Here is a 14342-nt window from a genome sequence, read left to right on the forward strand (position 1 = left end):
AGTTTTAAAATGAATATCGTGTCATAGCATTCATAAAAATGCCGCTTCTATTAGTAGAAGCGGCATTTTTTGTTTTATTGCTAAAAAGTTTGATTGCTAAAAATCAGAAGGGTTATTTGCTCTGATTATTAAGAATAATCTGATTGGTAAGCGTATCTAAATCTGATGCTATAAAATCAGGTGTGGGAACATTCGACGCTGATAGCAACTCATTATAAGGTCGCGTGAGAAACGCAGCGTGGCAGCCAGCCGCTTGCGCGCCGATGGTATCCCAAAGGTGACAGGCGACCAAACACAACTCTGACATTTCAACAGACAACTCTTTGGCTACCATCTGATAGGTTTCAGGTGCAGGCTTGAACTTGCCAACAGTCTCAACGCTGAAGTGCTGCTCAAAAAACTGACTTAGCCCTGCTTTTTCTAATGGTGTTGGCGATGGACTGCTCGCTGAGTTGGTCAACGTCACCAGTCGAAACCCTGCTTCAGTTAGCTTGGTTAATGCTGGCACTGCATCAGGGTGAGCTGGCATTTTGCTCATACGCTCTTTTAACTCATCGATATCGCTTTTTGTCAGCGTGACACTATGAATATCAGCCGTCATCTGTAAGGCAGCGACGCCAAGTTCGCCAAAAGGTGTATAGAGACCGGATAAGGTCATGGTTTGAGAATAAAGCACCAATTGGGCAAACCATTCTCTCAGTATTTTTTCATTGTCAAATAAGCGAGAAAATAAAGGCGCGAGGGTATCAATATCGAGTAGCGTCTCATTGACGTCAAATACGATGATCGAAGGGGAATGCTCAGAAGACATAAGAGATCCTTTTATTAAGAGTCAATGTAATAGTCAATGTAAGAGCTAATAAAACCTAGTCTGGCATGTCAGCCAACTGCTGCAAGATACTCGTGAAGTTCTCCACGCCTTGAGCACCGCTAACCAAATGACGCTCATTGAATATCACCGCAGGTACGCTTTGGATACCTTGCTGCTGCCAATGTTGCTCAGCGGCACGTACTTCTTTAGCAAAACGTTGGTCTTCCAGTACTGCTAGCGCCTCGCTACGATCAAGTCCAGTCTCCGACGCAATATCCGCGAGCACGGAATGATCAGAGATGTTTCTGCCATTGGTAAAGTGAGCGGTGAACAATGCTTGCTTTAACTCATGCATGCGACCTTGCTGATGCGCCCAATGTAAAAGCTGGTGCAAGTTAAAGGTGTTGTGCATACGCATGTCATCACTAAAGTTGAACTCAAAGCCAACTTCACTACCAGCTTCCGTCATTCTTGCTCGGCTGGCGTCAGACTCTTGCTTGGTTGAGCCATACTTTTCGGCAATATGCTCCCGAAAATTTTGACCTTCGCTTGGCATATTAGGGTTTAGCTCGAACGGATGCCAATGAATCTCGTACTCGGTATTGGTTTGCTTGAGTGCTTCAGCCAACTGTCTATAACCAACGACGCACCAAGGACAAACGACATCTGATACGATATCTATGCGTAGGGGCTTCTCGATATTTTTCATATGACCTCTCATTATTTACAAGTTTGTTATTCATGATTTCGTTATTTATGACAGTAATTATAGTCAGTAAAAGTAATATCGATACATTACATACTGCTGACATCAATTTTTCTTGCTTACTGTGCCTGCGCAGACAGAGGCAACAAAAAATTGATATCAGCAATACCGTAGCGTTTTTAGGATACTTTGACTATAACTACCCTCTTATTCAATAAGATTTTAACTGAAAAAACTGCTGCTCGATTGTTTTCGAACAGCAGTCTCTCTTACAGCAGTATAAAAACACCAGAGGGGTCATTACAACCCCAAATTGGCGGTTTAATTAGTCTGCTTTGTGCCATTCAAATTTTTGGAATGGCTTATCGATTGGCGTGTTAGCAAGATGGTTGGTGTAATTGCTCATCACTTTTTGCGCCGCAGCAAGGACTACTTCTAGGATTTGACGTTTGGTAAAGCCAGCATCCAAGAATGCTTGTACAGCAGCATCATCTACGTTACCGCGACCACGGACTACAGAGAGTGTAAAGTCACGTAGCGCTTCTAATTTCTCAGTCGGTAGTGTAGTTTCATTGCGCAATGCTTCGGTGATGGCATCATCCACTTTCATGCTTTTGGCGATACCAGTATGTGCAGGTACGCAATAATGACAAGCATGCTCGACGTTGATGGTTTGCCAGACAACGGTGACTTCTTCGTCATCGAAACTGCTGTCCAAAAACAACTCATGTAGACGTTGATAGCCTTCAAGCAATCCAGGCGCTTCAGCCATCACAGCATGCAAGTTTGGAACCATGCCAAATGCTTTGATAGAAACGTCTAGCAAGTCTTTGCTCTCTGCTGGTGCGGTTTCTTTGTCGTGTAATGTAAATTCGGTCATACAAAATCCTTAAGATAAATAGTTGTTAGGTCGTTTTTAAAGTGTTGTAGCTTATATTTCTTAGAGTAGATACCTGAAATCAGATCTCTTAAAAAGGACAAGTCAATTTGAGTGAATACTCAATTTAACATGTCAATCTTCTCTAAGTGAATCAACTGCAACCACTATAAACAAATTTGAGTGATTGCTCAACAATGAATTGTGAAGATATATAGCCAATTTGTAACGGCACCAAAAATGTGACTCATAAAAGGATAATGACTATATTGAAGATTTTACCGAACACATTTAAAACTTGTTCGATTGTCTACTGACGAATATAGAAAACTGACCAATGTAAAAAAGAGTCATCATCATAAATAAGATGCCCGTTAGCAGCATCACTCATGTCTCGACACTCTCTATGATTAAAAACTACCTATGATTAAAAACTACACTGTAATAACTACAAAGTAAAAACAAAACAACTTTTTTGATGCGTCATAATAAATTTATCGATGCCGTCTTTTGAGGCGTATTTTACCATTCCATTATGTTCATCTGCCAGCGAGAAGCCAGCATGTCTACTTTGACCTTAACAATCAATAAACAGGATTATCAGCTCGATAATCTTGACGCCCGTACGACACTGCTCGACGTCTGTCGTCAGCACTTACGAATTACTGGACCTAAAAAAGGCTGTGACCACGGTCAATGCGGGGCTTGTACGATGCTCATCAATGGACGACGGGTTAATTCTTGTCTGACACTTGCGGTCATGCATGATGGTGATGACATCACAACGATTGAAGGCATCGGAATGCCGGATTCATTATCGGCATTGCAGCAAGCCTTTAAAGACAACGACGCATTTCAGTGCGGATATTGCACCCCCGGTCAGATCTGCTCAGCGACCGCATTGATAGAAGAGATCAAACAAAATTGGCCAAGCCATGTCAGCACAGACTTGCAACATCCTGATGGTCTGCTGGTACAAGAAATCGCTGAGCGCATGAGCGGTAATATCTGTCGCTGTTCTGCTTATCCAAATATTATCAAAGCCATTTCACAAGTACTTAAGAATGAAGTCTCAGAGTCTACCTTTGAGGCAAACGATAATGCTGCGCAAAATTTAAGCGTGACAGGTATCTGGTCGCCACCACCGAGCGAGGCGCAACTTGGTAAACCCTCAGCGAATAATAAGACGGTAAATACTCAGACAGCAACTGCTACGACAGGAGGCCGCTCATGAAACGTTTTGAATATAGCCGTGCTGATGCACCAGAGCAGGCCGCGACATCTGCTAGTGCCAAAGATGCTTCTTTTATCGCAGGTGGTACCAACTTATTAGACTTAATGAAGCTAGAGATTGAGACGCCAATTAAATTGGTCGATATTACTCGTTTAGAGTTAGAACAAGTTGAGACTACTGCCGATGGTGGTTTACGTATTGGCACACTTGTGACCAATAGTGATTTGGCAGCACATCCTGACGTTATTGCAAATTACCCAGTATTATCCAGAGCAATTTTGGCAGGAGCGACAGGTCAACTGCGCAATAAAGCAACCACTGGTGGTAATTTCTTACAGCGTACCCGTTGCTATTATTTTTACCAGACAGACAGCGCTTGCAACAAACGTGAACCGGGGACAGGTTGTCCTGCCATCAACGGTGAGAACCGTACGCTGGCTATTTTAGGTACGAGCGATGCCTGTATTGCTCAGCACCCCTCTGATATGGCAGTGGCAATGCGCTTGCTGGATGCCACTATTGAGACAGTCAAAGCTGACGGATCGACTCGTGCTATTGATGTGAAAGATTTCTATTGCTTACCAAAAGACACACCGCATATCGAAAATGTATTGGAAGCAGGTGAATTAATTACTCACGTTGTATTACCTGCCCCTGTCAAGGGTATGCATACTTATGACAAAGTGCGTGATCGCGCCTCTTATGCCTTTGCGCTGGTATCTTGTGCGGCAGTCATTGACGCTGACGATAGCGGTAATCTGAAGACGGTACGATTGGCATTCGGTGGTATCGGAACTGAGCCATGGCGTAACGAAGAAGTTGAGGCATTATTAATGGACACCGATGGTAATAGCGATGTTATCGCGCAAGCCGCCGATCTGTTGTTGCATGATGCCAAAGGTAATGGTCAAAACGACTTTAAGATACCGTTGACGCGTCGCCTACTAAAACAAGTCATTCAGCGCGCACTAGCGGGCGAGGGAGCATAATTATGTCATTATTTGAATCAATCACTCAGTCAGAACCGACCAAAAAAATGACCATGGATGAGCCTGTCGAGTCTCTGTTTAGCAAAACGGCGAGTAAACTGGTTGGTAAGCCAATCAACCGTATCGATGGCTCGTTAAAGGTTAGCGGTCAAGCCCACTATAGTGCCGAAATCCATTTAGACAATAAAGCGTACGGTGTTTTGGTCGGTGCGACCATTGCCAAAGGTCAAGTCGAGAACATTGATAGCAGTTCTTTAGACGGCATTCCTAATATTGTCAAGGTTGTCACAGACCCTAAGCACTTTTTACGCAACTCTCAGCAAGGCGGATTAAAAAAAGCCCCGAAGCAGGGAGCGACTGAGATTTTTTATCATGGTCAACCTATCGCTGTGGTCATCGCTGAAACCTTTGAAGCAGCAACAGAAGGGGCAAATGCGCTTAAAGTTACTTATAAAGATGAGACTGACCAAGCGGCATTGAATTTTACTAAAGAGCTGTCTAACGCCCATGCAGTCGATGAAAAAAAAGGCTCTGACAAAAACTATGTCCAAGGCGATCCAGAACAAGGACTTATTGACTCCGAGGTGACGCTCGATCGCTTTTACCATACGCCAAGTCAAAACAGCTCTGCCATGGAGCCACATGTGACATTGGCGCATTGGGAGGAAGACAAGCTAATTCTCTATACTGCCAATCAAATGCTCGCGTCTTGTAAGCAGCAAGTCATGGACGCCTTAAACTTAAATAAAGACCAAGTTCAGCTGATCGCACATTATGTCGGTGGCGGGTTCGGTAGCAAGCTCGGTATTGCGCCTGAGTCTATTGCCGCTGCAATTGCCTCAAAAGAGCTTGGTCGACCAGTATTGATAACCATGACCCGTCCACAGGTGATGGAAGCAACGGTCAGACGCTCAAACACTCGTCAGCGTATCGCCATCGGCTGTGATAAAGATGGCGTTATCGATACATTGATTCACGATACCGTTTCTAGCAATTTGCCTGGAGAGGCATTCTTTGAGCCAACTGCTCTGTCTACCCATTACTTGTACCGCGGTAAAAACCGCCGTGTAAATTATGAAATGGTCGACATGAACCAAGTGCTATCAGGCTCAATGCGTGCACCCGGTGAAGCTGTCGGTATGATTGCCGTTGAATGTGCGATGGATGAGCTGGCTTCACAATTAGATCTTGATCCTATCGAGCTGCGTCGCCGCAATGAACCCGAAAAAGATCCTAGTAAAGACATTCCGTTTTCTTCACGTCAGCTGATCGCTTGTATGGAACAAGGTGCAGAGCAGTTCGGCTGGAATCAGCGCAATGCCAAGCCTGCCAGTCAATTAGAAGGAGACTGGTGGATAGGAACGGGCATGGCAGCTGCGGCACGTGGGAATCAATTACAGCCTTCTGAAGCGCGCGCAACCCTGCAAATCGATAAGTCAAAAGCACTCGGTGTCAAAGCAGTTATCGAGACAGACATGACCGATATCGGTACAGGGTCTTATACTGTGTTCTCTCAAGTAGCCGCAGATTTACTAGGACTACCCATTGATCATATTGAGATGAAACTGGGTGATAGTGCATTTCCGCCCGCAGCAGGTTCAGGTGGTAGTTGGGGCGCAGCAAGTGCAGGTAGTGGCGTCTACCTCGCTTGTGAGCAGCTGCGTGAAATGCTAGCAGAAAAAGTGGGTCTATACCCTGATACGATTCAGCTAGATAACGGTCAAATTAAGCAAGTAGGAAAGCACGATCTAACTGCTATAGAGGCAGCCAAAGAGAGTAGCCAAGCGTTCGCTGATAGCACTATCGATAAAATATCTGAAACGACCGGAGTTTCATTATCAGAGAATGTATTAGAAGAACAGTCAGAATCAGAAAAATATGATTTTGAGAAAACAGAGTCATATACGCTTGCCGACGTGGTCGCTAGCTATGAGGAGCAAAAAATCAGTGCCAAAGGCCAAATAAAGCCAGGTAAAAATGGTAAGAAGTATCGTCAATCCTCTTTTGGCGCGAACTTCGCTGAAGTAGCCGTTCATAAAGTCACGGGCGAGATTCGAGTGAAACGTATGACGGGCGCATTTGCCGCAGGTCGTATCCTTAATCATAAAACAGCAACCTCGCAATGCTATGGTGGCATGGTGTTTGGTATTGGTTCAGCATTGATGGAAGAGGTCATCCACGATAAACGTGATGGTCGTCTGTGTAATCATGACCTTGCTGAGTACCATGTGCCAGTTAATGCTGATGTTCCGCAGTTGGATGTGATATTGGTAGAAGAGGATGATCCTTATACCAACCCGATGCATATCAAAGGTATTGGCGAGACCGCGATTGCAGGTGCTGCTGCCGCGATTGCTAACGCTGTATACAATGCCGTCGGCGTACGTGTTTATGATTTTCCGATTACTCTTGATAAGCTACTTTACGAGATGCCAGAGTAATTTTTTAAGCCATATGTACGACAGGAACCCGCTTAATGAGCGGGTTTTTATAACTCAATCAGCAGTATATTTCATCACTATCAAAAAAATAAATATCAAATAAGAGGCGTTATGAATCAGGTCGCTGACATTCTTGAGCTGGCAAGTACGGCTAAGCAGCAAGGCGTTGATGCTGTACTGGCAACGGTCGTACGCACCGAGGGCTCAGCGTATCGTCGTGCTGGCGCGATGATGCTCATCTGTGAGGATGGTCGCTCGGTTGGGATGATCAGTGGTGGTTGCTTGGAGCCGCATATTATCAAACGTGCCTTTTGGCTTACTCGTGATGGTGCCAATGTGCAGGTTTATCAGACGGGTGATGATATTGAATATGCTGACAATGGTCAAGTGCAAGCAGGTGCTAATAAAAATGAAACTAAGCATGATATATATAATGAGCCAGATAGCGATTTAGACGACGTGGACTTTGATGAGTTAAATTTCGGCTTGGGCTGTAATGGGCGAGTGCATGTATTATTTGAGCGACTAACGACAGCAATGCCATTGTTAGCGACAATTTGTCAAGTTCGACGTAATCAGCAGCCGATTACTATGGCTACTTTAATTCGCGCTAATGATTGGCAGCATCAAGATTCTGTATCGCAAAAAAATGATAATTTAAAAATTGGTCTGCGCATTAATTTAGATGAATATCACAACTCGAAAGTCTTCTTAGAACAAGAGACAACAGATGCTTCAAGCGTGCTTACCTATACTGTGAAGGAATTAGTAGAATATAAACTGTTTGATAAAAATGCTGAGTATGTGACGGTGGAAAACGGCAAGGCAACAACAGAATGGCTCGTGCAAAGCCTGCAACCACAATTGCGTCTCCTAATTTGCGGAGCGGGTAACGATGTGATGCCACTGGTGACCATGGCCAAGCTACAAGATTGGCATGTGACAGTTATAGATAGTCGTGCGCAATACGCGACCCGCATGCGTTTTCCTCAAGCGAATGCGGTGATGTCGCTATCTTTAGATGACAGTGAGACTTTGCTTCAGCTGAGCCATAACGCCGCAGTCGCTCTGATGTCACACAGCTTGAGTCAAGATCGTGCTCGCCTAGCGATACTGCTCGAGCATCCAGACAATTATAGATACTTAGGACAATTGGGGCCGCGCTATCGTACCGAGCGCTTGATTAATGAAATCAGCGTCACTAAAACCGATCCTAAGATGTTAACTGAGGGTATTCGTAAACTGCATTATCCAATTGGCTATAAGTTAGGAGGCGACGGCCCTGAAGCACTCGCGCTCGGTATCATGGCAGAGATAAATGCGGTCATGCATAATCAAACTGCACCAGTATGTCTTTCGCATATCAATCTCTCAAATATAGTAGCGGAGAGTAGTGATAAGGATGCTGATATTATTCAGAGTATCGTATGAGCAAGAGTGCATTTACAGAAGGTACTGAGCGACAGAGCCAAAACCATGCGGTCATCATCTTGGCAAGCGGCCTCAGTCAGCGTCTCGGTCAACCTAAGCAGCTGCTCGTTAAGAATGGCGAGCCATTAATTCGATACATGATCCGATTGGCATTGAGCACCAACCCGCAAGCTATCGTTGTTGTTATCCCTGATAATCATCGTTTAATTGCCAGTGTAATTACAGAGTTGGCTGATCAACACCCATCGGTTCAAATAGTAGTGAACCCGAAACCTGAAACGGGTATGGCGCATAGTTTAAGTCTAGGTATTGAGACAATTGCTGCTTTTGAATCGACTTCAATCAATCGAGTGCTCATCATGGGAGTGGATCAAGTGTTACTAGACGAGTTGCATTTGACGGCTTTGCTCGCTGGCAAGCAGGCTGCGGTTGCGAGTAACTATCACCATTGGCAACCTTTAGAAAAACACCAAAGTCTGCATAAAGGCGCATCTGATATCATAGGTCTACCTTTAGCAATTAACTATAAACTGCTTAGACAGTGGCAGTCAGAATTGATAGGCGATAAAGGGCTTCGTAACCTAATCAGAGGATTGCCTGCCGATCAAATAGGTAAAGTCGATAATGATCAACTTAGCTATGACATTGATACGCCTGAGCAGCTAGCATATGCAAAACAGCAAGGCTGGCTTGATGATTAGCTTTACGAATATAATTTATCCCAAACCATGAGATGCGAGAGAATAAAATCATAAATACGATAGAAACTGAACGCCTCTACCTCAGACAATGGCAAGCAAGCGACTTTGCGACCTTTGCTGACATGAATGCTGATCCAGAAGTAATGCAATACTTTCCTAAGCTATTAACACCTAAAGTAAGTGATGTCATTGCCAATAAATGCCAGCAGCTTATTGCAGATAATGGCTGGGGGCTTTGGGCAGTTAGCCTAAAAGGTGATGAAGAAAATAGCGGTGGCTTTATCGGGTTTATAGGCTTGAATGACACGCACGCAGATATGTCCTTTGCCCCTGCGGTTGAGATTGCATGGCGTTTGAGCAAAGAACATTGGGGACAAGGGTATGCTACTGAAGCAGCTCGTGCGTCTTTAAATTTTGCCTTTACTGAGCTAGGGCTTGAGGAAGTGGTTTCATTTACGGCGGTCATTAATAAGCGCTCGCAACTGATCATGCAGCGCATTGGTATGACGGATACGCAAGACAATTTCTATCATCCTGCGCTCAAATCAACACATCCACTTGCTGAGCATGTGTTGTACAAGATATCTCGTCAGCAGTGGGAAAATATATAGAAAACTTACTATAAAAGGGCTCTGTATTGTTTATTCGTTTTGACCAGTCTCAATCCGCGAAAATGTCAAAATGTGCCCCTTAAAAGGCAAGTCTAGATAAGTGGTATTTTCAGGCTTGACATGTTGACTACTAAAGCCAAACTCAGTCATCTTGTTGGTCAGCTTGTTTTTGCGACCGCGCCCCGGATCGACCACGATGACCTCGCAGGTTGGCATAGCATGACGGTCAATGAACTCAGCCAGTATATCGATGTGCTGATCTTCATAAAGCAAGTCACTGCCGATAATCATATCAAACTTGCCAAGATGGCTATTGTCTTCTGCCCAGTCTAAACGCTCAAAATTGATCTCTTTGTTATTATTCAGCGTGGTATTTCTATCAAGGAAATACTCAACCGTTGGATGATAGTCGGTCGCTGTGATGTCAGCATGTCTGTGATTGAGTAGCAGACTAGAGAGCGCCATACCGCAGCCAACTTCCAAAATACGTTTGCCTGCAATATCGTAATCGAGCATATGATTGGCCAGTACCAAGCTTGACGGCCATATCACCCCAAACATCGGCCAAGAAGCAGAGCAGATGCCCAAATTTAACGCTTCATCGTCAGGGTCACTAAATTGTTGGTTGTCACGTAAGGTGCAAATATGGATATCGGTGTTGCCAATTTCAATCGTTTGATAACGCACGCGCACAGTGGTCAGCGAAGTCATAAACTGTCCTAAAAATAAGCAAGAATGCAAAGTTTGGCAGAGGTTGCCACTTTCAGTAAGGTAGGACGTTGGACGAGGTGATTTAAATCTTGGAGGCTTTATATTTTATAGAAGCTAGGGTTTTATGGAAACTTAAACAGCAGTAAGAAAACATCTTACATGCGTGAGAGGAGTATGACCTAAACGTTGACAAGTTGTTGTTAATTCTGAGGGTATTCTTATTACTGTGTGAAATTGACTAGAATTAGAAAGCAGTAGAAAAATGAATGGCATGAGAGGAGTTGGTGTAAGAGAGGGCAGTGCGCTTAATTTTATATAAGCGCACTGAGTATTACTCTAGTGTGAAAGGTTGATATTAAGCAGTATATCAATTGGTTCAACTGAATTAATTCAGAAATCTTAGTCCAGAGGTTTTTAGTGCCCATACCAGCTCTACAAAGGCGCGGCTATTGGTCAAAGGTTCGCCATCGATGATGAGAACGTAGCCAGCATTATCTATCCATAAAAACACAAAGCTGGTCTCAGGAATGAGCAGGTCAACTTGCTGAAAGAATGAGATAGCTTGGCTTTCTACTGCCCAGCCACGTTGCTTTTGTCGTAGCATAAATCCTGAAAAATCAGCCGCCGCCACACTGAGCATATCTGCTTCTTCTTGGCTGTAGCCAATACGTGCCAAGCAAAATCCTTCATCAGAGCCAATGGCAGCGCGGCGTTTGCCCGATAAGCTGGCAACGACATAGGGCAAAAACTGATCTAATGGCAGATTGGGCGCTGGCAGTAGGAGAGACAGTTTCTCAATCCAGTCATGTTCTATAAAGCGCTGTAGCCAAATGTCAGAATAACGCTGGAGCCAATCAGCAGCGAGCAATGTCTGATCATAAGACAATAAATTCTGTAATGCTAGCTGCTCAGCAGTCGGTTCGTTTTGTGAAAATGCTTCAAAAATACCGGCTGGGGTCAGAGTCAAATATGTTTTAGCAGCATTTAAATAAGAAGACATAGTAACTACCATTATGATGAAGGTTATAGAGTGGTGATAAATTAGGTTTGAACGGTTTGATCAAGGTGCTGTTGGCAATTATCCCAACGCGTATCGAATTGCCAATCACTTTTGCCCAAGCGAAACCATACTAAGGAAAACGCCAAACGATCATTGCGCGCGATACAGTGGGCAAAAAACTCATTTTCGATTTGCTCAATCGTGCCCCAATTTTTGTCATCACGCGCTTGCATCAGCTCCGTCGTGATGTCTTTAGCGATTTCTTTGGCATCATCGCTACTGATACGTAACCGTTGTTTTTGCTCATTTAGAGAAGGGGATATCAAAACGCTCCAGCGGGTCGCGAGCATACTATTGCGTTGAATATATCTTTTCTTATCGATACAGTCGCGGAACCCTTGTTGAATATGAGGGTGCAGGCGATCTTTGACACGAATAAACAAGTTATTTACATCGTAAGGAATGTCGTACCAGCAGCCATAAAAGAAGTCTGCAACAGCACCTTGCAGCGGTTCTCTTTCAGTCAATAGTAGCGCCGCATTGATACGTTGTTCATGAAAGTGACGGTTATTGGGTGCCAAAAATACTTTGCGCGAGTAAAACCGAAATGCTCGGTGCGCGACTTTCTCATTCTCTTTGATAAGGTCTACATCAGACATAATGGTGTTCCTCAGTCCAGCAAGGTCTGCATCAAATCTATCATAAATTCGGCGTCTTCTTCATTCATCGCCTCAAACCCTTGCGGCATACCAAGCTCGGCTAAGGCTTTTTTACCATCATCATCGTTGTGCAGATTGAGAATCGCTTCTATAAAGATTTGTGCATCAGGGAAGCCATCTTTGATAAGTAGCACGTGGCTAATGTCAGCCAAGTCACTTTCGATGAGTACGGAGAGCTGGGTCTTGGTCAACCGCGAAAAGCTATGAAAAATCTCTGCCAAAAAGAACGCGGCTTGGGCGTCACCCTTAATGACTTTGCGGGCAGCTGCCTGATAGGTTTCAGTGACATCCCATGTCAGATCAGATTCTTCGATATCAACCGCTTCTAGCAATCGTAAGCCAATCAGTTTGACATCTCGGTTGTCTGCCATGGCGATGGTAGCGCCAGCCTGAATGTCTTCTAAGTGGTTAATGTCGCTATTTGCCGCTGCGGCAATGACCATTTCATCAGATTTTCCGATAGGGCGGGCGACCGCACGGTAGCCTTGCTCACGGATTAGGGTAGCTGCATCAAAGGGATTGGCGTAAATGACCTGAATGTCACCCGCATTAATGACTTGCTCTTGCTCAGCATGTGATGCAGGGATGTTCAAGTGCATATTTAAATTGGCACGTTTTTGGATCAACGTATTGAACATGTGCCAGCCTGCAAAACGCTCAGGTGAAAAATCTGGGGCGATTAACATATTGTGTGTCGTCATGATTTAGCCTTCCTCGTTTTGTTTCATTTGGGCATATTGCGCCATTGCCGCTTCGATTTTGCTGCGTGATGGCTTGCGTCGTACGGATGTGTAGCCGACGGTTTCGCCATGACGAACGTTAGGTACGACGGTTGCATAGACCCAATAATGACTACCATCTTTGCATAAGTTTTTGACGTAGCCATGCCATTTTTGTCCTGCTTCGGCTGTGTCCCACAGATCTTTATAAGCCGCTTTTGGCATGTCAGGATGGCGCAAAATGTAATGCTGCTGGCCAATCAATTCATCGACATGGTAACCGCTAATCTGAACAAAAGCATCGTTGACGTGTGTGAGTATGCCATCCAAATCGGTACGCGATACAATCAATTTACCATCTGGATAAGGGCGTTCGATACCAGTGTCATAGACAGTACGCGACGTGCCATCATGGTAAGTCAGGGTAATCTGTTCGGCAGGCATATCAGGCTTGTGTGCATCAGGGATTGGAGAACCCATGGTCATCTCCTTCATTGGTCGTTATGTAGTCAATCCTGCATAAATTGGATACGGTGTCAGCCTTGCTTAGTCTACTATTTGTAGTACTTTCACTCGGCTTCCTTGCATCCAAATTATGTTGAACCGACTATATTTATAGTAATTAAAAAGCGAATAAATTCGATAAGCAGCCGCCGATCAAATGAGCTTTGCAAGGGCTTCTGAGGCACGTTTGATATCTAAGAATATCAAACCAAGCTTGGCATTTGGTTTTGCCATAATAGTGAGTACCGCCTCATCTCCCGATGACGTCATAATAACGTAGCCTTTTTCACCCTGAATCATAATACGATCGATACTACCACGTGCCAACTCACGACCTGCACGATCACCCAACGATAATAATGCTGCTGACATAGCACCCACACGATCTTCATCGACGCCAGTTGGCAGAGCTGAAGCAATCATCAGACCATCGTTAGAGATTAGGGCAGATGCTTCAACATCTGCTGATGAGCTGTTTAGGTCTTCTAGTATCTGTTGAAATGAATCGGTACGCATATCGCTTTCTCTGTACTGGTGATTGGTTTGTATTTATGAACTAGCTGAATTAGCCAGAAATATCCTTGTTATAAGAAAGGTATTATAATTCCTTACTAATAATATTGATATACATTTGCTTAATAAAAAGCGAGTTTTTTGGTTTTTTTTACCGTTTATCATCAAATGTTTTCCTTTTGTCTTTATTTTTTAGAGAGAAATGACATTTTTCTATTATGTCTAGTCGATGAGCGGTTAAACGTAACAGCTCAAATTTAGCCAACAAAAATTGCTTATAGAGTTTTATGATGGAGATATTTACTAGACTTATCAGTCTTAAAGATGATATATAGTTGTAAGATGAAAAATGTTGTCACTTCTAAATTTGCCATA

At 44.0% G+C, this 14342-nt stretch carries 15 protein-coding genes; 6 read left to right on the top strand and 9 right to left on the bottom strand.

What is annotated here, in order from left to right:
• Nucleotides 1-112: 112 nt before the first annotated feature.
• The 3 genes from JMY08_RS06250 to JMY08_RS06260 all read right to left on the bottom strand — a co-directional run bounded on the left by JMY08_RS06250 (nucleotide 113) and on the right by JMY08_RS06260 (nucleotide 2397).
• Complete coding sequence (locus JMY08_RS06250) at nucleotides 113-811, bottom strand: haloacid dehalogenase type II (protein WP_201592311.1); 699 nt, start codon at nucleotides 809-811, stop codon at nucleotides 113-115.
• A gap of 55 nt (nucleotides 812-866) precedes the next feature.
• Nucleotides 867-1520, bottom strand: a complete 654-nt coding sequence (locus JMY08_RS06255; protein ID WP_010201018.1) for a DsbA family oxidoreductase — start codon at nucleotides 1518-1520, stop codon at nucleotides 867-869.
• Between the two features lie 322 nt (nucleotides 1521-1842).
• Complete coding sequence (locus tag JMY08_RS06260) at nucleotides 1843-2397, bottom strand: carboxymuconolactone decarboxylase family protein (RefSeq protein WP_201592313.1); 555 nt, start codon at nucleotides 2395-2397, stop codon at nucleotides 1843-1845.
• Between the two features lie 559 nt (nucleotides 2398-2956).
• Between JMY08_RS06260 and JMY08_RS06265 the strand changes: the two genes are divergently transcribed.
• The 6 genes from JMY08_RS06265 to JMY08_RS06290 all read left to right on the top strand — a co-directional run bounded on the left by JMY08_RS06265 (nucleotide 2957) and on the right by JMY08_RS06290 (nucleotide 9801).
• Nucleotides 2957-3628 carry a 2Fe-2S iron-sulfur cluster-binding protein gene (locus JMY08_RS06265; protein ID WP_201592315.1) on the top strand — a complete coding sequence of 224 codons (672 nt, stop codon included), beginning with the start codon at nucleotides 2957-2959 and terminating at the stop codon, nucleotides 3626-3628.
• Complete coding sequence (locus JMY08_RS06270; protein WP_201592317.1) at nucleotides 3625-4617, top strand: FAD binding domain-containing protein; 993 nt, start codon at nucleotides 3625-3627, stop codon at nucleotides 4615-4617. The genes JMY08_RS06265 and JMY08_RS06270 overlap by 4 nt, the downstream gene beginning before the upstream one ends.
• Before the next feature lie 2 nt (nucleotides 4618-4619).
• Nucleotides 4620-7058 carry a xanthine dehydrogenase family protein molybdopterin-binding subunit gene (locus JMY08_RS06275; RefSeq protein WP_201592319.1) on the top strand — a complete coding sequence of 813 codons (2439 nt, stop codon included), beginning with the start codon at nucleotides 4620-4622 and terminating at the stop codon, nucleotides 7056-7058.
• 111 nt (nucleotides 7059-7169) lie between these two features.
• Nucleotides 7170-8489: an XdhC family protein gene (locus JMY08_RS06280; protein WP_201592321.1), complete on the top strand. Its 1320-nt coding sequence runs from the start codon at nucleotides 7170-7172 to the stop codon at nucleotides 8487-8489.
• A complete protein-coding gene (locus tag JMY08_RS06285) occupies nucleotides 8486-9190 on the top strand; it encodes a nucleotidyltransferase family protein (RefSeq protein WP_201592324.1) in 705 nt (234 codons plus the stop codon). The genes JMY08_RS06280 and JMY08_RS06285 overlap by 4 nt, the downstream gene beginning before the upstream one ends.
• Before the next feature lie 32 nt (nucleotides 9191-9222).
• Entirely contained in the window at nucleotides 9223-9801 is a 579-nt protein-coding gene (locus tag JMY08_RS06290; protein ID WP_201592326.1) for a GNAT family N-acetyltransferase, read from the top strand.
• A 30-nt stretch (nucleotides 9802-9831) separates the two neighbouring features.
• On the opposite strand, the gene JMY08_RS06295 is transcribed toward JMY08_RS06290, so the two are convergent.
• The 6 genes from JMY08_RS06295 to JMY08_RS06320 form a co-directional block, all read right to left on the bottom strand.
• On the bottom strand, nucleotides 9832-10512 hold the full coding sequence (locus JMY08_RS06295; RefSeq protein ID WP_010201027.1) for a class I SAM-dependent methyltransferase: 681 nt from the start codon (nucleotides 10510-10512) through the stop codon (nucleotides 9832-9834).
• A gap of 385 nt (nucleotides 10513-10897) precedes the next feature.
• Complete coding sequence (locus JMY08_RS06300) at nucleotides 10898-11512, bottom strand: hypothetical protein (RefSeq protein WP_201592328.1); 615 nt, start codon at nucleotides 11510-11512, stop codon at nucleotides 10898-10900.
• Between the two features lie 41 nt (nucleotides 11513-11553).
• Nucleotides 11554-12171 carry a hypothetical protein gene (locus JMY08_RS06305; RefSeq protein WP_201592330.1) on the bottom strand — a complete coding sequence of 206 codons (618 nt, stop codon included), beginning with the start codon at nucleotides 12169-12171 and terminating at the stop codon, nucleotides 11554-11556.
• Nucleotides 12172-12182: 11 nt separating this feature from the next.
• The gene (locus JMY08_RS06310) at nucleotides 12183-12932 is read right to left on the bottom strand and encodes a PhnD/SsuA/transferrin family substrate-binding protein (protein ID WP_201592333.1); all 750 of its coding nucleotides are present in this window, start codon (nucleotides 12930-12932) and stop codon (nucleotides 12183-12185) included.
• 3 nt (nucleotides 12933-12935) lie between these two features.
• A complete protein-coding gene (locus JMY08_RS06315) occupies nucleotides 12936-13430 on the bottom strand; it encodes a PAS domain-containing protein (protein ID WP_201592336.1) in 495 nt (164 codons plus the stop codon).
• Between the two features lie 177 nt (nucleotides 13431-13607).
• Nucleotides 13608-13970 (bottom strand): roadblock/LC7 domain-containing protein, encoded by a 363-nt coding sequence (locus JMY08_RS06320; protein ID WP_010201036.1) that lies wholly within the window; start codon nucleotides 13968-13970, stop codon nucleotides 13608-13610.
• Between the last annotated feature and the right edge of the window lie 372 nt (nucleotides 13971-14342).

Origin of the sequence: Psychrobacter sp. Pi2-51 (assembly GCF_904846665.1) — a bacterium.
Classification (GTDB): domain Bacteria; phylum Pseudomonadota; class Gammaproteobacteria; order Pseudomonadales; family Moraxellaceae; genus Psychrobacter; species Psychrobacter glaciei.

What these genes read in the sequence shown, in the direction of transcription:
- JMY08_RS06250 (WP_201592311.1), bottom strand. Translation starts at nt 811, where the DNA reads ATGTCTTCTGAGCATTCCCCTTCGATCATCGTATTTGACGTCAATGAG.
- JMY08_RS06255 (WP_010201018.1), bottom strand. Translation starts at nt 1,520, where the DNA reads ATGAAAAATATCGAGAAGCCCCTACGCATAGATATCGTATCAGATGTC.
- JMY08_RS06260 (WP_201592313.1), bottom strand. Translation starts at nt 2,397, where the DNA reads ATGACCGAATTTACATTACACGACAAAGAAACCGCACCAGCAGAGAGC.
- JMY08_RS06265 (WP_201592315.1), top strand. Translation starts at nt 2,957, where the DNA reads ATGTCTACTTTGACCTTAACAATCAATAAACAGGATTATCAGCTCGAT.
- JMY08_RS06270 (WP_201592317.1), top strand. Translation starts at nt 3,625, where the DNA reads ATGAAACGTTTTGAATATAGCCGTGCTGATGCACCAGAGCAGGCCGCG.
- JMY08_RS06275 (WP_201592319.1), top strand. Translation starts at nt 4,620, where the DNA reads ATGTCATTATTTGAATCAATCACTCAGTCAGAACCGACCAAAAAAATG.
- JMY08_RS06280 (WP_201592321.1), top strand. Translation starts at nt 7,170, where the DNA reads ATGAATCAGGTCGCTGACATTCTTGAGCTGGCAAGTACGGCTAAGCAG.
- JMY08_RS06285 (WP_201592324.1), top strand. Translation starts at nt 8,486, where the DNA reads ATGAGCAAGAGTGCATTTACAGAAGGTACTGAGCGACAGAGCCAAAAC.
- JMY08_RS06290 (WP_201592326.1), top strand. Translation starts at nt 9,223, where the DNA reads ATGCGAGAGAATAAAATCATAAATACGATAGAAACTGAACGCCTCTAC.
- JMY08_RS06295 (WP_010201027.1), bottom strand. Translation starts at nt 10,512, where the DNA reads ATGACTTCGCTGACCACTGTGCGCGTGCGTTATCAAACGATTGAAATT.
- JMY08_RS06300 (WP_201592328.1), bottom strand. Translation starts at nt 11,512, where the DNA reads ATGTCTTCTTATTTAAATGCTGCTAAAACATATTTGACTCTGACCCCA.
- JMY08_RS06305 (WP_201592330.1), bottom strand. Translation starts at nt 12,171, where the DNA reads ATGTCTGATGTAGACCTTATCAAAGAGAATGAGAAAGTCGCGCACCGA.
- JMY08_RS06310 (WP_201592333.1), bottom strand. Translation starts at nt 12,932, where the DNA reads ATGACGACACACAATATGTTAATCGCCCCAGATTTTTCACCTGAGCGT.
- JMY08_RS06315 (WP_201592336.1), bottom strand. Translation starts at nt 13,430, where the DNA reads ATGGGTTCTCCAATCCCTGATGCACACAAGCCTGATATGCCTGCCGAA.
- JMY08_RS06320 (WP_010201036.1), bottom strand. Translation starts at nt 13,970, where the DNA reads ATGCGTACCGATTCATTTCAACAGATACTAGAAGACCTAAACAGCTCA.